This is a genomic window from Isoptericola sp. NPDC019482 (genome assembly GCF_040632295.1).
In the GTDB taxonomy this organism is placed as follows: domain Bacteria; phylum Actinomycetota; class Actinomycetes; order Actinomycetales; family Cellulomonadaceae; genus Isoptericola.
The window spans coordinates 81,657-98,447 of record NZ_JBEYBQ010000017.1; the positions used below are offsets into that span (position 1 = coordinate 81,657).

The following is a 16,791-nucleotide window of genomic DNA, read 5'->3' on the forward strand; positions in this document are numbered from 1 at the left end:
GGCCCGTCGCATCATGGCGGGCAGGATGACTTCTGCGCACCCGATCCCAGCCCGCCCCGGCGGGGAGGTCGCCCCCGCGGGCGCGACCGTCGCCGTCGCGCCCGCCGGGGACCGCACGCTCGACGGCACCGGGGCCGTCCCTCTGGTGGTCACCGTGACCGCCGTGGTCGTCACCCGCGGACGCACGCGCTTCCTCGACGCCACCCTCGACGCGCTCGCACGCCAGCAGCGTGCCGCGGACGAGGTCGTGGTGGTGGACGTCGGCGCCGCGGAGACCACCGCGCACCCCGACCTGCGGCTCGGCGGCGCGCGCTTCGTCACCGCGGCCGGCGTGCGCAGCCTCGGCGAGGCCGTGGACCGCGCGCAGGAGGTCGTCGGCGTCCCCGAGGCCGGCTGGCTGTGGATCCTGCACGACGACTCCGCGCCCGACCCCGACGCCCTGTCCCGCCTGCTGCGCGCCGTCGAGCACTCGAGCGCGGTGGCGGTGGCGGGCTGCAAGCAGCGCCGCTGGCCCGTCGCCGCCGACGGCACACCGGCCGACGACGCGAGCATGCTCGTCGAGGTGGGCAGCACGGTCTCGCCGCTCGGGCGCCGGATGACCGGCATCGACGACACAGAGATCGACCAGGGGCAGCACGACGCGCGCGAGGACGTGCTCGCCGTCGGCCTCGCCGGGGCGCTGGTGCGGGCGCACGTCTGGGCCGAGCTGGGCGGTACCGACCCGGAGCTGGGGCCCTTCGGCGACGGCCTGGACCTGTGCCGGCGGGCCCGGCTGGCCGGGCACCGCGTGGTCGTGGTGCCCGACGCGGTCGTGAAGCACGCGCAGGCGTCGCTGCTGGGGCTGCGCGGTCGTGATGCCCCGACCCCCGACCTCGAGGCGTCGCGCTACGCCCGCCGCCGCAGCCTGCTCTACCTGCGCCTCGTCGAGGCGCCGCTCCCGCTGCTGCCGTTCGTCTGGCTCGCCACCCTCCTGTGGGCGCCGTTCGCGGCCATGTACCGGCTGGCGCTCAAGCGTCCGGCCCATGCCCGGGACGAGCTCGTCGCCGCCGTCGTCACCGCGCTGCGCCTGGTGCCGCTGTACCGCGCCCGACGGCGCGCGGCCCGCACGCGGCGCCTGCCGCGCCGCGTCCTGACGCCGTTGCGCGGCACCTGGCGACAGGTGGCCGGCGAGCGCCGGGACGCGCGGCTGGCCCGCGCCGAGGCGCAGCGCGCCCGGTGGGCGCCGAGCGAGCTGGAGCGCGCGGACCTGCGGCGGCTCGGGCGCACCCGCCGGACGGTGCTCGCCGTCGTGGTCGTCGCCGTCGTCGCGCTCGACGTCGCCCTGTTCGGTCCCTGGCAGGGCGTGCTGGCCGACGGCGGCCGCGTCGTGGGCGGCGGGCTGCTGCCGGCGCCCGGCACCGTGGGCGACGTGTGGGCGGCGGCGACGTCGGGCTGGGTGCGCGACGGCCTCGGCGTGCGCGCGCCCGCCGACCCCCTGCTGATGCCGCTCACCGCGTTCGCCGTGCTGGCGGGCGGCGGCCTCCAGACGGCGGTGAACGCGCTGGTCCTGGTCGCGCTGCCGCTGGCCGCCCTCGGGGGCTGGTTCGCGGCCGGCGCCCTGACGCGCTCGGTCGTGGTGCGGGCCGTGGCCGCGCTCGCCTGGGCGGCGGCCCCCGGCTTCCTCGCGTCGCTCGGTTCGGGCCGGCTCGGCGCGGTCGTCGTGCACCTCACGCTGCCGTGGCTGCTCGTCGCGGTGCTGCGCACCGTGGGGGTGCACGCGCGCGACGTCGCGCCCGCGCCGGGACGCCGCCGCGGGTCCCTCGGTGCCGCGGGCGCGGCGGGTCTGCTGCTGGCCGTCGCCGTGTGCGCCGCCCCCGTGCTCCTCCCGGTCGCGGTGGTGCTGGTCGCGGTCGGCGCGCTGCTGGTGCGTCGCGCGTGGCGCGCGCTGCTGCTGGTGCTGCTGCCGGCCGTGGTGGTGCCGCTGCCGTTCTGGGGCGAGGTGCTGGGCTCCTGGTCGGACGGCGGGTGGCGGCTGCTGGTCGCCGAGTCCGGTGCCCCGACGGTCGCGTCCGGCGCGCCCACGGCCGTGGAGCTCCTGCTCGGTCTGCCGGGGGACACCGCCTGGTTCGAGCCGTGGCTCGGGACCGACGGCGCGCTCGGGCGTGCCGCCGTGATCGCCCCCGCACTGCTGGGCGGCGCCGTCCTGGTGCTCGCGGCCGTCGCGCTGGTGCGCCCGCGGGCGGTGCGCGGGGTGCGCCTGGCGTGGCTCGCCGGGGCGGCGGGCCTGACGACGGCGGTGCTCGCCGTCGCGACCGCCGTGGCGAGCGGGTCCGCGGCCGACGGCACGGCGGCCAGCGTGACCGGCTGGCCCGGGGTGGGGCTCTCCGTGCTGCTGCTGGCCCTGGGCTCCGCCGCGATCTGCGCGTTGCCCTCGACCGGGCGGGTGCCGACGGCCCCGTCGGTCGTCCGGGAGGCACGGACGCGTCGGACCGCGACCGCGGGCGTCGTGGTGGTCGCCGTCGTGGCCCTCGCGCTTCCCGTGGCGCAGCTCGCGTCGTGGGCGCTCGGCTCGACCGGCGGCGGCGCGGTGGGCGACCTGCGGGCGGCCGAGACGGGCGTGGTGCCCGCCGTCGGCACGCAGATGCAGGAGCCGCCGCGGTCGGCGCGCGTGCTGCAGCTCGGCCGGGTGCAGCCGGGCGGCGAGGCGGAACCTTCGGGCGCGGCGGTGGTCGACTACGCCCTGCTGCACGCGGACGGTACCCGGCTCGAGGACTCCTCCACCGTGGTGCGGGCGCGCGCCGCCGGCCTGGTCGGCGGCGCGGAGCGCACCGACACCGCGCTCCTGGACCAGGTCGTGGCAGAGGTCGCGACCGGCCGCGCGACGGACGTCGTGGACCGGCTCGCGGCGCTCGGCATCGGCGCCGTGCAGGTCCCGGCCGGCGGGGACGCGGACCTCGCGACCACGCTCGACCTCGTGCCCGGCCTCGCGCGCGTGACCGAGGAGGGCCCGCTCGTCTGGCGCGTCACGACCGACGGTCCCGCGCCGGGCTGGGCGACCGTGCTGAAGGGCGACGGCGCCGGCGAGGCCGACGCGCCCGGGCCGTTCTTCGCGCCGGGGGACGCCGTGCGGACCGTGCCGTCGGACGGGACGAGCGCCGGCGGGCGGCTCGCCCAGGGCAGCGAGGACCGCACGCTGCGGCTCGCGGAGACGGCCGACCCCGGCTGGCACGCGACGCTCGACGGGCGTCGGCTGCCGGCCGTGGAGGCCGGCGGGACCCAGGCGTTCGCGGTCGGCGCGGAGGCGGGCCACGTGCGGGTGTCGTTCGAGGCGCCGCACCGCACCGCCTGGCTCGCCGCCGCGGGGCTGGTGCTCCTGGTGCACGCGCTGCTGGCGCTGCCGGTCGGACGGCGGCGGGGACGATGACGGCGCGCGAGGAGCGGCCGGCGCAGGAGCCCTCGACGCCGCCGGCGAAGCGGAAGCCGAGACGGAAGACGACGCAGGCGACGACGCAGACGACCGGAGGGGCGGGCCAGGACGTGCGCAGGACCCGGGTGCGGCGCGGGGTGCGCGCGACGGCGGCGGCGGTCACCGGGGTGGCGGCCGTCGGAGCGCTGGCGGCCGTGGCGGTGCTGGGCGACCAGTGGGCGCAGTCGTGGACGGGCGCGGAGCAGCAGGCCGTGGCGGCCGGGACCCGCACCGTCGGGGTGCAGCCGGCGGACGCGACGCTCGTCTGCCCGCCGCCGGTCGCGCTGCCCGAGGGCGCCGACGTGGGGGACCAGCAGTTCGACGCGACGCCGGTGCCGACGACGAGCGGCCTGGGCGCTCTCGTCCTGGGCGGGGCACGGGACGGGGCGCGCACGACCGCCCTCGGCGGCGAGGACCCGCTCCCGCTCGCCACGGGCGACGCCGCTGCCGCCTGGCAGGGAGGCGTGAGCACCGGTCGCGTGCTGCGGGCGACGCCGGTGGCCGACGAGCCGTTCCGCGCGGCCGGCGCGATGGGGTCGGTCACGACGCAGGGCGACCTCCGCGGGCTCGGGGTGGGCGCCTGCACGGCGCCGTCGACGTCGCAGTGGTTGGTGGGCGGGAGCACGGAGGTGGGCTCGACCGCGACGCTCACGGTGCAGAACCCGTCCGAGCAGCCGGCCACGGTGGCCCTCGACGTGTACGGGCCGGGCGGTTCCGTGGCCCTCGGCGGCAAGGGGACCTTCACCGTCGCGCCGCACGAGCAGGTCACGACGCGCCTGGAGTCCGTCGCGCCGGAGCAGGGCCGCCTCGCCGTCAACGTGCGCGCGGCCGGGGCCCGGGTCGACGCGAGCCTGCAGACCCAGGCCATCGACGGGCTGCTGCCGGCCGGGGTCGACCTGCTGACGGCCGGTGCGTCGCCGCGGGAGTCGCTCGCCGTCGGGGCGGTGCTGAGCCGGGGCGAGGCGGTCGACGACCCGCACGCCCCGCGGCTGCGCCTCCTCGCGCCCGGCGAGCAGGGCGGGACGGCGCGCGTCACCGTGTACGGGCCGTCCGGGCCGGTGGTGCTGCGCGGGGCCGACGAGGTCGGGCTGGAGCCCGGAGTGGTCACGGACGTGCCGCTCGGCGGGCTGCCCGAGGGCGCGTACACAGTGGTCGTGGACGCGGACGTGCCGGTCGTGGGCGCGGCCCGCGCCGACCAGCCCGGCCAGCAGCCGGAGGACGCCGTGGTCGGCGGCACGCCGTACGACGTGGCGTGGTCGGCGGCGCAGCCGGTCGGCGCGTCGGGCGGCGCGGGCCCGGCGGGCCAGCTGGGGGTGCCCGGCGGCGTCACGACGCAGCTCGCCCTGGCCGCGGTCCCCGCCGACCGTGGCCCCGACACCGACCCCGAGGGCTCGATCCCCGTCACGGTGCGCGCCTACGACGCGTCGGGGGCCGAGATCGGCCGCCGCGACGTCGACCTGGCCGCCGGGGCGACGACGTCCGTCGCGCTCGGCGACGTCGTCGCGGAGGGCAAGCTGCCCGCCGGGGTGAGCGTGGACCGCGCCGACGGTGGCACCGCCGACCTGGCCGTCACGTGGGCCGCCGTCCTGCGCGCCGACGACGGCACCGCGGCCCCGGGGACGCTGCTGGCCGCCGTCGCGCCGACCTCGGCAGTCACCACGCCCGGTGCCGTCGAGGTGCGCACCGTCGACGCCGGCTGACGACCTGTCAGACCCACGTCCCGCCATACCCCGTCCTGGCTCTGACAACTCCCGGTCCCGGGGAGTTGTCAGAACCAGGACGTGCTCTACCCCCATGTGGCTCTGACAGGTCGCCGGTCAGGAGTCGTAGCCGGGGTCGATCTCCTCGGGGGTGCGGGCCAGGAGGTGCGCCACCTGCTCGACGACGACGTCGCGCACGAGGTCGGCGCGGTCGGCGTCGTCGGCGGCGCGGAAGTCCACCGGCCGGCGGTACACGACGACGCGCGCGGGCCGGCCGGACTCGGCGGGGAAGCAGCGGCCCAGCGGGACGCCGTCGGACTCCCACGGCGCGGGCTCGGACGGCGGGACGTCCTCGACGGCGAACTCCGTGCCCGACAGCTGCGGGCCCCAGCGGCGCTGCAGCAGCTCGACGACGTCGAGCACCAGGTCGTCGAACTGCTCCGCGCGGGTGCGGTACGCGGGCATCCCCGGCGGCAGGAGCGGCCCGCGCACCCCGCGGCCGCGGCGGTCGCGGCGGCGGACCGGCGGAACCTCGTCGGGGGCGGGAGCCGGACCGGCAGTGGAGCCGTGCTCGGGGCGGCTCTCGGGATCGCGCTCGGGGTGGTGCTCGGGGCTCGGGGCGTGGTGCACCCGTCGAGCCTATGTCGCGGCCGGCGGCGGCGCGGGAGCCGGGGTCACGGTGCGGTCACGACCCGTCCCGACCGGCGAGCCCCGCGCACGCGCCCCCCACCCCGGCGTATTCTCCCCGCGTGAGATCGGTGAGGCAGTGCTCGCGCACGGCATGCACGCATGCCGCCGTCGCGACGCTCACGTACGTGTACGCGGACTCCACGGCCGTGCTGGGTCCGCTCGCGCAGCACGCCGAGCCGCACAGTTACGACCTGTGCGCCCAGCATGCCGAAGGGCTGACCGCGCCCCGCGGGTGGGAGGTCGTGCGCCTCACGCCCGCGTTCGAGGAGCCGGCCCCGTCGCCCGACGACCTGTCCGCGCTGGCGGAGGCCGTCCGCGAGGCGGGGCGGGTGCGTCAGGAGCCGGCGGGGGAGCCGTCGTCGGTCACCGAGACCGCCCGTCGCGGCCACCTGCGCGTGCTGCGCGAGGCCGACTGACGCGCCCCGGTCGTTCGCACGGTCCCCTCAGGGGACCCACGCGCAGACGGCGTGCCCGGAGCCGGACAGCCTGACCTCCCCGGCGGCGTGCGGCACGAACACGGAACCACCGCGGTGCAGCGTCGCCGGGGCGGGACATCCGTCGGCGGTGAGCTTGAGGTCGCCGGAGAGGCACAGCACGATGCGGGGCCCCTCGGCCGGCAGGTCGACGTCCTCGGCGGGGTCGACGTCGGCCACCGTGAGCGCGAACTCCCGCACCGGCGCCCGGTAGATGGTCACCTGGCCCCGCGCGCCGGAGGACCGCGTGCGGGGCGGCTGCGGCGGCCGGGGCACGAACGACGCGCACTCGACGAGGGCGGCCTCGTCGACGAGCTTCGAGGTGAGGCCCGCCCGCAGCACGTTGTCCGACGAGGCCATGATCTCGACCCCGAGCCCGGACAGGTACGCGTGCACCTCGCCCGCGGGGAGGAAGAGGCCCTGGCCGGGGTCGAGCGTGACCCGGTTGAGCAGCAGGGACGCGAGCGCCGCCGCGTCACCGGGGTGCTGCTCCGCGAGCTGGAGCACGGTCGCGTCGGCGCGCGACGACGGCGAGCCTGCGGCCAGTCGTGCGGCGACGGACGCGACGGTGGTCGCGACGTCCTCGGCGGCGCGCGCGTCGCGGCGCGCGGCGACGATGCGGGAGAACGCGGCCTTGACGCCGCCGGGGGAGCGGTCGCCCAGCAGGACGGCGCGGACGGCGTCCACGAGGTCGCCGTCGAGCCCGTCGAGCAGGTCGAGGACGGCGCGCGGCGCCCGGAACCCGGCCAGCCCCTCGAACTCGGTCAGCGCGACGACCATCTCGGGCTTGTGCTGGTCGTCGTGGAACGAGCGGCCCGGGTCGCCCGGGGGCAGGCCCTGACGGTTCTCCCGGTTGAACCCGGCGCGCGCCGCGTGCGGCTTCGGGTGCACCTGCAGGGACAGCGCCCGCTCGGCCGCGAGGACCTTGAGCAGGTAGGGCAGCCGGGGCCCGTACTCGTCGGCGACCCGGCGGCCCAGCATCGCGTCCGGGGCCGAGCGCACGAGCTCCAGCAGGGAGCGGTCGCCGGGCACCCGCGACGGCGCGCTGGGATGGGCGCCGAGCCACAGCTCGGCGGCGGGCGTGCCGTCGGGCTCGGTGCCCAGCAGTCGCTGGATCCGCGTGCGCGAGCCCCAGTCGGCGTGCTGGACGGTGTTCTCCAGCGGGTAGAGCTCGGGCACGGGACCACCCTTCCACACGCGCGCGCCCGCGGCGCCGCCCGGGCCGGAAGTCCGCCCGCAGAACCACCCGCCCCGGGGCGTGGCGGACACGTACGCTGTGGGTCGTGACGATCGACCTGGCCCAGATCATCAAGGCGTACGACGTGCGCGGCACCGTGCCCGACCAGCTCTCGCCGGACGTGGCCCGCGCGATCGGCGCGGCCTTCGCCCGGGTCGTGGCGGTGCCGGAGGGCGCGACGCGCGTCGTCGTCGGGCACGACATGCGTGAGTCCGGGCCCGAGCTGGTCGACGCGTTCACCGCGGGCGTCACCGCCGCCGGGGTCGACGTCGTGCGGATCGGCCTGTGCTCCACGGACGGGCTCTACCACGCGTCGGGCGCGCTGGACGCCCCGGGAGCGATGTTCACGGCGTCGCACAACCCCGCCGTCTACAACGGCATCAAGCTCTGCCGCGCGGGCGCCCGGCCCGTCGGGCAGGACACCGGCCTGGCGGACGTCCGCGAGCTCGCGCAGCGGCTCCTCGACGACCCGTCGCCAGACCTCTCCGACGACGACGCGGCGACGCCTGGAACGGTCTCCGACGTCGACACCCTCGCCGACTACGCCGCGTTCCTGCGCGGCCTGGTCGACGTGTCAGGGATCCGGCCGCTCAAGGTCGTGGTGGACGCCGGCAACGGCATGGCCGGGTACACCGTGCCCGCGGTGCTGGGCACGGCCGCGGGGCTGCCGGCGCTGCCGCTCGACATCGTGCCGCTGTACTTCGAGCTCGACGGCAGCTTCCCCAACCACGAGGCCAACCCGCTGGACCCGAAGAACCTCGAGGACCTGCGGGCCGCCGTCGTCGAGCACGACGCCGACCTTGGCCTCGCGTTCGACGGCGACGCCGACCGCTGCTTCGTCGTCGACGAGCACGGCGACCCGGTGTCGCCCTCGGCCGTGACGGCGCTGGTGGGGCTGCGCGAGGTGGCGAAGGAGCTCGAGGCGGGCCGCACGCCCACGGTGATCCACAACCTCATCACCTCCCGCGCCGTGCCCGACCTGCTGCAGGCCGCGGGCGCGACGACGGTGCGTACCCGCGTTGGGCACTCGTTCATCAAGGCGCAGATGGCGCAGCACGACGCCGTGTTCGGCGGCGAGCACAGCGCCCACTACTACTTCCGCGACTTCTTCTTCGCCGACACCGGGATGCTCGCGGCGCTCCACGTCCTGGCCGCGCTCGGCGGGCAGCCGCACCCGCTGTCGGTGCTGGCGGAGATGTACTCGCCGTACGTGGCGTCGGGGGAGATCAACTCGACCGTGGCGGACGCCGCCGCGGCGACGGAGCGCGTGCGCGAGGCGTACGCGACCGCCTACCCGCAGGCGGACGTCGACACGCTCGACGGCCTCACGGTGGCGCACTGGGACGGCCACCCGCAGTGGTGGTTCAACCTGCGCGCGTCCAACACGGAGCCGCTGCTGCGGCTCAACGTCGAGGCCGCCGACGAGGACATCATGACGAAGGTGCGCGACGACGTCCTGTCGCTCGTGCGGACGGAGGACGCATGACCAGCTCGATCGACCCGTGGGTGCGCTCGATCCTGCGCTGCCCGGTGACGGGCGCGGAGCTCGTCGACGCCGTCGGGCCGGGCGGCGAGCCCGAGCTGCGCTCGACCGACCCCGAGCGGCCCCTGGCGTACCCGGTGCGCGACGGCGTCCCCGTGCTGCTGGAGAGCGACGCCCGGCCCCTGTGACCCGATCCGGCGTGACCCGGCCCGGCGCCCGGGGACCTACGCCACCGCGGTGATCTTCGTGATCCACGCGGCGGGCATCGACCCCGCCGTGGTGCGCTTGCCCACGGTGGAGCGGATCGTGTCGGCCTTGCCCGTCACGGTCGCGGTCTTCCCGCTCGACGACGTCGCCGTGAGGGTGCGGGCCTGACCGCTCGTCCACTTCGCCGAGACCTTGATCGACGCCACGTCGGTCAGGCCGAACAGCGCGCGTGCCTGCGTCTGCGTGAGCTTGCGCGTCCACGACGCGTACGAGTTGCCCGGCGCGGCCTTGCTGTACGGGTCGGACACCGAGCGCTCGTACGGGACCACGGACGACCAGACGTCCTCGGAGTCGGCGGTGCGCCCGCCGCTCGAGGAGTAGTAGTGCGTCACGACCGGGACCCCGCCGTAGGTGAGCACCCGGGCCTGCGTGCGGCTGGTCGTGGTGGCGTCCACGGCCTTCTTCCAGACCTTGCCGTACCTGGCGTCCGTGCCCTCGGACTCCTTCTTCCAGCCCGTGTAGTACTGGTCGCGCACGTCGTCGACGACGTTGCACCGGCAGTCGTCGTCGACCGCCTTGGTCATCACGTACGAACGCGCCGTGATCGCCTGCGCGGCCAGCGCGGACAGCCCGCCGTTCAGGCCCCACGACGACGGCATCTCCGCGATCCCGTAGAGGTACTCGGTGTTGAGGAGCACGTCGTTGGTGAGGTTCGGCAGCCCGCCCTTCGAGGTGAGGGTGAGCCGGCCGTGCTTGTAGGACCCGTGCGCGCCCGCGACGGTCGCGACGGCCGTCGCCCCCGTGCTCTGGTAGTAGCGGGTACCGGACCAGTTGATCCGCAGCATCGTGTCGTCGTAGGTCTTGCCCCCCACCGTGACGCGGGCCTTCCCGCCGCTGACCACGGTCACCGCGAGCTTCGTGGTGCCGGTGCCTGACGCCAGGGTCTTCGAGGCGGCGTCGAGCAGGCGCCAGCTGCCGCCGGTCACGGTGACCGACGTCGTCTTCGACGTGTCGCCGTAGCCGCTCCGCCCGGCCGGGTCCTTGCCGTAGACCTGGACCAGGATGTTGTTGCCCGTGGTGGTCTTCGTCGAGACCGCGGAGCCGCTGTAGTAGTGCGTGAGGACGTCCCAGCTCGCGTTGCCCTGCCGCGCCATCTGGTACGCGCCGTACTGCGGCATCCCGACCCCGTGCCCGTACCCCGAGCCGGTGAGGGTGAAGGAGGAGGGCACCGCCGCCTGGGCGGACGTCGCGCCCACGACGCTTCCGCCCGTCGCGAGCACGGCGGCCACGACGGCGGCCACGAGCGACCGTCGTCGGGTGCGCCGCCGGCGGACCGAACCGTGGGCCACGTGGGCCGAGAGCACGTGCGTCATCGTCATACCCCCCCTGTTCAGCGTGCGCCCCCGGAGCCGTCGAGGCAATCCCTGACCGGGCAGCCCGCCGGTCTCGAGGTGCCGGACGTCCGATCCGTCCCTATCGTCGTGCGGGTCAGGTGCCCGGCGCGACCGTGCAGGACGAGCGGAGATGACGATGACGACACGAACCAGGGCCCGAGCGGCCCTCCGCGGCCTCGTCACGACGACGACCGTCGTGGCGCTGGCGGCCGTGGGGGTGGTCGTCCCTACGGTCACGCTCCCGGCGCCCGAGGCGCACGCGGTCGCCCCCGACGTCGAGAACCTCGCGGTGCGGGGGGTCGACCGCGAGGCGAAGGCGCAGAAGGGTGCGCTGAGCGCACCGGTCGGCCACGAGGACGAGGACACCGGGCACGAGGACGGCGAGCTCGCCGCGCTCACCACGAAGACCTCGACCGACGACTTCCTCGTGGCTGGAGTGACGTGGGACGCGGACACGGACGCCGAGGTGACGGAGGTGGCCGTCCGGGTCCGAGAGGACGGCGCCTGGACCGACTGGCAGTCGCTCGGGATCGACGGGGACGCGCAGGACGACCTCGACACCAGCAGCGAGGAGTTCGCGGACGCGCGCGCCGGGACCGAACCGCTCGTCTCCACCGGCGCGGACGGCGTCCAGGTGCGGGTGCGGACGGCGGACGGGGCGGCGCCGCCCGACCTGCAGGCGGACCTCGTCGACCCCGGTACCTCCGCGGCGGACACGGCGATCGGCGACGACAGCCGGCCTGCGTCGTCGGCGGACGCCGGCACGGGCATGGAGATCAGGCCCAAGCTCGTGTCCCGCGCCGCCTGGGGGGCGGACGAGTCCCTGGGCGGCTCGTGGCCCGAGTACTCCAAGAAGCTCAAGGCGATCTACGTGCACCACACCGCCGGGACGAACAGCTACAAGGAGAGCCAGTCGGCGGCCCTCGTGCGCGGCATCTACGCGTACCACACCAAGTCGCGGGGCTGGCCGGACATCGGCTACCAGTACCTCGTGGACAAGTACGGCAACGTCTTCCAGGGGCGCAAGAACGCGAACACGGACAACCCGGTCGGCGCCCAGGCAGGGGGCTACAACACCGGCACCGTCGGGGTCTCGGCGATGGGCAACTTCGAGACGGCGCAGCCCAGCAGCGCCCTCCTGAGCTCCATCAGCAAGGTCGTGGCCTGGAAGGCGTACATCGACGACGTCGACACGACCGGGAAGGTCACGCTCACCACGGGGGGCAGCACCGGGTCGGGGACGCGTGCCAAGCCCGGGTCCAAGGTGACGGTGCCCACCGTGCTGATGCACCGGACCACGAACGAGACGGCCTGTCCCGGCAGGTACCTCGCGGCCAAGATGGGCACGATCCGCAGCAAGGCGCACACCCTCAAGAAGGCGGCGATCGCCAAGTACGGGGCGTCGAGGTCACCCGTGAAGGCGCCCACCCGGGTCGCCCCGACGTCGTCGCAGGCCCCGGTGCAGTGGAGCAAGACGGTGACCTACCGGTGGAAGGCGGTGCCGGGGGCGGCTTACTACCAGGTGCTGTCGCGCTCGGCGCGGTTCACCTCGGACATGCCCAGCACCAACAACTGGCGGATGGTCGTGCACGAGACGAAGAACCTGTCGGTCACGGTGAGCACGAGCTCCAACTACTCCCGCGACCTCGCGGTCCGCGCGGTGGCCAAGAACGGCGTCCGCGGACCGATGAGCACGCTCGTGCGCACCAGCCGCCCCGTGCACTCCAACAGCTGGAAGCTCTCCAGTGGCTGGAAGAAGGTCACAGCGAGCAACTACTACGCCGACAAGGCCTTCCAGACCTCGAAGTCGGGCGCCACGATCGCGCTCGGCGGTGCGAACCAGGTGCGGAGGGTCGTGGTCCGCGGGGCGACGAACCCGGCTGACGGCAAGCTCCAGGTGCTGGTGGGCGGCAAGGTCTACAAGACCCTCGACTTCAGCCAGCCGAGCAACGGGTCGCGGGTCTTCAGCTACACGCTGCCGTCGATGAAGGACGGCACCGTGACGCTGCGCAAGGTGGGCGACGGCAAGAAGGTGCGGGTCAGCTCGATCGCCCTGGTGCGCTGGTAGCGCCGCAGGTCGAGCCGGTCGGGTCCCGTCCCGACCGGCTCGACGCGTCGGACCCGACCGGCGGGCGCGTTAGGGTCGGGCGGTGCATCTCGCGCAGCAGCTGATCCTCACGCTCCCGCCCGACCGTCGATCCCTGGCGCTCGAGGACGGGCCCGCCGTCGTCGACGACGGCGCCGTCCGCGTCCCCGCGGGCGCCACCCAGGGCTTCGCCGCGTACTTCTCCGCGTTCCCGACGTCGTACTGGGTGCGCTGGGCGGGAGTCGCGGCCGTGCGCCTCGAGGTCGACGTCACCGGTGCCGGCACCGTGCGGCTCGTGCGGTCGGACGCGCGGGGGACTGCCGTGGTCGTGGCCACGTCGCCGGTCGACGGGAGGGGGTCGGTCGCGCTCGAGGTGGACGTGTCCGGCGGGTCCGACGGCGGCTGGCTGTGGTTCGAGGTGGACGCGGGCGACGGCGGCGCCGTGGTCACCGACGGGCGGTGGCTCGTGGACGTCGCCCCGCGCCGCACCGGTGACGTGTGCCTGTCGATCACCACGATGGACAAGCCGGAGTTCTGCGTCGCGACGCTGCGCCGGGTCGCGTCCTCGGAGGCGCTCCGCGCCGCGGTCGGCACGGTGTTCGTGGTGGACCAGGGCACGCGCCGCCTGGTCGACCACCCCGACTACCCGGAGGTCGCCGCGGCCCTCGGTGACCAGCTCACGGTGATCGAGCAGCGCAACCTCGGCGGCTCCGGCGGCTTCTCGCGCGGCATGCTCGAGACGCTGGACCGCGACGGCGCGGACGCCGTGCTGATCCTCGACGACGACGTCGAGGTGGAGCCGGAGGCGCTGCTGCGCGCGATCCGGTTCCACCGCGCCGCGCGTCAGCCCGTCGTCGTGGGCGGGCACATGCTCGACCTGAACCGCCCCACGGTGCTCAACTCGTTCAGCGAGGTGGTGCACGAGCGTGACTTCAACTGGGGTCCGCCCGAGGCAAGCCAGCAGTGGCACGACCTGGCCGCCGCGCCGCTGCGCGACACCTCCTGGCTGCACGCGCGCGGCGAGAGCGACTTCAACGGCTGGTGGATGTGCCTGGTCCCGACCGCCGTCCTGCGCGACGTCGGGCTGTCGCTGCCGCTGTTCCTCAAGTGGGACGACGCCGAGTTCGGGCTGCGGGCCCGCGACGCCGGGCACGCCACCGTCTCCTTTCCGGGCGCGGCGCTGTGGCACGTGGCGTGGACCGAGAAGGACGACACGGTCGAGTGGCAGGCGTACGTGCACGTGCGCAACCGCATCATCGCGGCGCTGCTGCACGCCCGCCGCCCCCGCGCCGGCCTGCTCCTGGCGAGCCTGCTCGCCACCGACCTCAAGCTGTTGCTGGGGATGCGCTACTACCCGGTCGACCTGCACGTCCGGGCGCTGCGCGACCTGCTCGCCGGCCCGGGCGACCTGCACGCGGGGCTCGGCGACGTCGTCCCCGCGTCGCGTGCGGTCGGCGCGGCCTACCCCGAGACCACGGTGTACCGGCCCGGGGACCCGGTGTTCGACGGCGCGCTCGCGCGCCGCTGGACGGCGCCGGTCCGGCCGAAGCCCACCTCGGTCGGGGCGTTGGTCGGTCTGACGCTGCGCGGCCTGACGCGCAATCTCCGCCGGGCGCCGGGCGGCATGCCGCGGAGCGCGCTGAGCCGCGACCAGGCCACCTGGTGGGAGGTGCCCGAGCACGACTCCGTGCTGGTGCTGGCGGGCGACGGCGCGTCCGGGACCTGGCTGCGTCACGACCGGCGGCGCGTGTGGCGCCTGGCCGGCGCGACGGTGACCGCGCACCTGCGCCTGGCGGTGCGGTGGGACGCGGTGTCCCGCCGCTGGCGCGCCGCGGCCCCGGCGCTGGCGGCTCCGGCGACGTGGCGCGCGACCTTCTCCCGCGCCACGGTGGCCGCGCACGACGCCGCCCACGGCAGGCACCAGCGCCCCGTCGAGCACCACTAGGATGTGCGGGATGTCCACTCCCACCGTCGTCGCGGTCGTCGTGTCGTACAACAGGGCCGCGCTGCTCGGCGCGGCCCTCGACGCCCTGGCCGCCCAGAGCCGGCCGGTCGACCGCACGGTCGTCGTCGACAACGCGTCGACCGACGACGCGCTGCAGGTCGCCCGGTCGCACGCCAGCGCCCCCGAGGTCGTCGCGCTCCAGCGCAACACCGGCGGCGCGGGCGGCTTCGCCGTCGGCCTCGCGACCGCCGTCGCGGACAGTGCCGCCGGACCTGCCGCCGACCTCGTGTGGCTCATGGACGACGACACCGTCCCCACCGAGACCGCGCTCGAGGCGCTGCTCGGCGCGCGCGACGCCTACGCCGGCGACGTCACCGCGATGGCGAGCCGCGTCGTGTGGACCGACGGCAGCGACCACCCGATGAACACGCCCCGCAGCCGCCCGGGGGCGTCGCCCGCCGAGCTGGCGCGGGCGCGTGCCGCCGGCGCGATGCCGGTGCGGTCGATGTCGTTCGTGTCGATGCTGGTCGACGCGCACGCGGTGCGGGAGCACGGCCTGCCCGTCAGCGACTTCTTCATCTGGAACGACGACTTCGAGTACTCCACCCGCCTGCTGCGCCGCGGCACCGGGCTGTACGTGCCGGGCAGCGTCGTCGAGCACCGCACCGCACGCCTGGTCGGCACCGACCACGACCCCGGCCCGCGCTTCTACTACGAGGTGCGGAACAAGGTGTGGACGTTCACGCGGTCGGCGGCGCTCGCGCCGTCCGAGCGGCTGCTCTACGGCGGCTCCACGCTGCGGCGCTGGGCCCGCACCGTCGCGCGCTCGTCCGACCGGGGCACCCTGCTCAAGGCCGGCGGACGCGGGCTGTGGCACGGTCTCGTGCGCCGGCCGCGGGCCGACAACGAGGTGCTCGCCGGCGTCGGGCCTGCCGGTCTGAGCGTCGCGCGCGTCGAGCGTGGGCAGAAGGACGCGCCCGAGCGCCCGGCCGACCGCACGGCGGCGGCGTCCGTCGCGCCGGTCGTCACCCGCGGCCCCCTCGACGACCGCCGGTTCTCCGTGCTGCTGCCCGTGTACGCGGGCGACGACGCGCGGCACCTGGAGCGCAGCTTCCTGTCCGTCACGCGCGACCAGACGTTGCGGCCGGACGAGGTCGTGGTCGTGCGCGACGGGCCCGTGGGCGACGACGTCGCCGCCGTGCTCGCCCGACTGCACGAGCTCACCCCCGTGCCGGTCACGCTGGTGCCGCTGGAGAAGAACGTGGGCCTCGCCAGCGCGCTGGAGGCCGGCCTGGAGGCGTGCAAGCACGAGATCGTCGCGCGCGCCGACGCCGACGACATCTCGCGGCCCGAGCGGTTCGCCGTGCAGGTGCCGCTCGTGGCCGCCGGGTGCGACATCGTCGGGTCCGCGATCCAGGAGTTCGACGACGACGAGCACGCGCCGGGCATGGTGCGCGTGCCGCCCACCGGCGCCGACATCGCGACCACCGCGCGGTTCCGCGACCCGTTCAACCACCCGTCGGTCGTGTACCGGCGCTCCGCCGTCGCCGCCGCGGGCGGGTACGAGCACCTGGACCTCATGGAGGACTACCTGCTCTTCGCCCGCATGATCGCGGGCGGCGCGGACGCGGAGAACGTCGTCGAGCCGCTCGTGCTGTACCGCGTCGGCGCCGGGGCGTACGCGCGGCGCGGTGGGCGGCGGCTGCTGGCGTCCGAGCTCGCGCTGCAGCGCACCCTGCGCGCCGAGGGCTTCGTCACCGGTCCGCAGATGGTGCGCAACGTCGTGGTGCGCGCCGGCTACCGCGTGGTGCCGGAATCCGCGCGCAAGGCCGGGTACCGCGCGTACACCCGTCTGCGTGGCGGCTACGAGCCCGACCGACCGACCCCCTGACCAGGAGGAACGCATGACCGACCTCGTCGTCGTCGGCACCGGGCTCTTCGGCCTGACCGTCGCGGAGCGGATGGCCGAGCAGGGGCGCAAGGTGCTCATGATCGATCGTCGTGACCATCTCGGTGGCAACGCGTACAGCGAGACGGACCCGGACACGGGGATCGAGGTGCACCGGTACGGGGCGCACCTGTTCCACACGTCGAACGAGCGGGTGTGGGAGTACGTCAACCGGTTCACGTC

At 75.7% G+C, this 16,791-nt stretch carries 12 protein-coding genes; 9 read left to right on the top strand and 3 right to left on the bottom strand.

The annotated features are described in order from the left end of the window. Positions 1 to 25: 25 nt before the first annotated feature. Entirely contained in the window at positions 26 to 3,403 is a 3,378-nt protein-coding gene (locus ABZ493_RS12965) for a glycosyltransferase (protein ID WP_430582573.1), read from the top strand. After that, positions 3,400 to 5,145 (top strand): DUF5719 family protein, encoded by a 1,746-nt coding sequence (locus ABZ493_RS12970; protein ID WP_430582574.1) that lies wholly within the window; start codon positions 3,400 to 3,402, stop codon positions 5,143 to 5,145. Before ABZ493_RS12965 ends, ABZ493_RS12970 begins: the two co-directional genes overlap by 4 nt. Positions 5,146 to 5,262: 117 nt before the next feature. Here ABZ493_RS12970 and ABZ493_RS12975 read toward each other — a convergent pair whose 3' ends face one another. Continuing rightward, complete coding sequence (locus tag ABZ493_RS12975) at positions 5,263 to 5,775, bottom strand: metallopeptidase family protein (RefSeq protein ID WP_430582575.1); 513 nt, start codon at positions 5,773 to 5,775, stop codon at positions 5,263 to 5,265. 119 nt (positions 5,776 to 5,894) lie between these two features. On the opposite strand from ABZ493_RS12975, the gene ABZ493_RS12980 reads away from it, so the two are divergent. After that, a complete protein-coding gene (locus ABZ493_RS12980) occupies positions 5,895 to 6,251 on the top strand; it encodes a DUF3499 domain-containing protein (protein WP_429764601.1) in 357 nt (118 codons plus the stop codon). A gap of 27 nt (positions 6,252 to 6,278) precedes the next feature. On the opposite strand, the gene manA is transcribed toward ABZ493_RS12980, so the two are convergent. Continuing rightward, positions 6,279 to 7,487 carry a mannose-6-phosphate isomerase, class I gene (gene manA, locus ABZ493_RS12985; RefSeq protein WP_430582576.1) on the bottom strand — a complete coding sequence of 403 codons (1,209 nt, stop codon included), beginning with the start codon at positions 7,485 to 7,487 and terminating at the stop codon, positions 6,279 to 6,281. Positions 7,488 to 7,591: 104 nt separating this feature from the next. On the opposite strand from manA, the gene ABZ493_RS12990 reads away from it, so the two are divergent. Together ABZ493_RS12990 and ABZ493_RS12995 are read left to right on the top strand one after the other, a co-directional pair. Next, entirely contained in the window at positions 7,592 to 9,031 is a 1,440-nt protein-coding gene (locus ABZ493_RS12990) for a phosphomannomutase/phosphoglucomutase (protein ID WP_430582577.1), read from the top strand. After that, positions 9,028 to 9,216, top strand: coding sequence for a hypothetical protein (locus ABZ493_RS12995; protein WP_430582578.1), 189 nt, complete (start codon positions 9,028 to 9,030; stop codon positions 9,214 to 9,216). The genes ABZ493_RS12990 and ABZ493_RS12995 overlap by 4 nt, the downstream gene beginning before the upstream one ends. Positions 9,217 to 9,252: 36 nt before the next feature. Here ABZ493_RS12995 and ABZ493_RS13000 read toward each other — a convergent pair whose 3' ends face one another. Continuing rightward, the gene (locus ABZ493_RS13000) at positions 9,253 to 10,608 is read right to left on the bottom strand and encodes a SpoIID/LytB domain-containing protein (protein ID WP_430582579.1); all 1,356 of its coding nucleotides are present in this window, start codon (positions 10,606 to 10,608) and stop codon (positions 9,253 to 9,255) included. Positions 10,609 to 10,765: 157 nt separating this feature from the next. Between ABZ493_RS13000 and ABZ493_RS13005 the strand changes: the two genes are divergently transcribed. From ABZ493_RS13005 to ABZ493_RS13020, 4 genes are all read left to right on the top strand, one after another. Further along, positions 10,766 to 12,697 (top strand): N-acetylmuramoyl-L-alanine amidase, encoded by a 1,932-nt coding sequence (locus ABZ493_RS13005; protein WP_430582580.1) that lies wholly within the window; start codon positions 10,766 to 10,768, stop codon positions 12,695 to 12,697. 82 nt (positions 12,698 to 12,779) lie between these two features. After that, positions 12,780 to 14,660, top strand: a complete 1,881-nt coding sequence (locus tag ABZ493_RS13010; RefSeq protein ID WP_430582581.1) for a glycosyltransferase — start codon at positions 12,780 to 12,782, stop codon at positions 14,658 to 14,660. A 10-nt stretch (positions 14,661 to 14,670) separates the two neighbouring features. Beyond that, positions 14,671 to 16,551 (top strand): glycosyltransferase, encoded by a 1,881-nt coding sequence (locus ABZ493_RS13015; protein WP_430582582.1) that lies wholly within the window; start codon positions 14,671 to 14,673, stop codon positions 16,549 to 16,551. 13 nt (positions 16,552 to 16,564) lie between these two features. After that, positions 16,565 to 16,791 (top strand): NAD(P)-binding protein (locus ABZ493_RS13020; RefSeq protein ID WP_430582583.1); only part of this gene is annotated, 227 nt, incomplete at its 3' end.

What these genes read in the sequence shown, in the direction of transcription:
- ABZ493_RS12965 (WP_430582573.1), top strand. Translation starts at nt 26, where the DNA reads ATGACTTCTGCGCACCCGATCCCAGCCCGCCCCGGCGGGGAGGTCGCC.
- ABZ493_RS12970 (WP_430582574.1), top strand. Translation starts at nt 3,400, where the DNA reads ATGACGGCGCGCGAGGAGCGGCCGGCGCAGGAGCCCTCGACGCCGCCG.
- ABZ493_RS12995 (WP_430582578.1), top strand. Translation starts at nt 9,028, where the DNA reads ATGACCAGCTCGATCGACCCGTGGGTGCGCTCGATCCTGCGCTGCCCG.
- ABZ493_RS13000 (WP_430582579.1), bottom strand. Translation starts at nt 10,608, where the DNA reads ATGACGCACGTGCTCTCGGCCCACGTGGCCCACGGTTCGGTCCGCCGG.
- ABZ493_RS13005 (WP_430582580.1), top strand. Translation starts at nt 10,766, where the DNA reads ATGACGACACGAACCAGGGCCCGAGCGGCCCTCCGCGGCCTCGTCACG.
- ABZ493_RS13015 (WP_430582582.1), top strand. Translation starts at nt 14,671, where the DNA reads ATGTCCACTCCCACCGTCGTCGCGGTCGTCGTGTCGTACAACAGGGCC.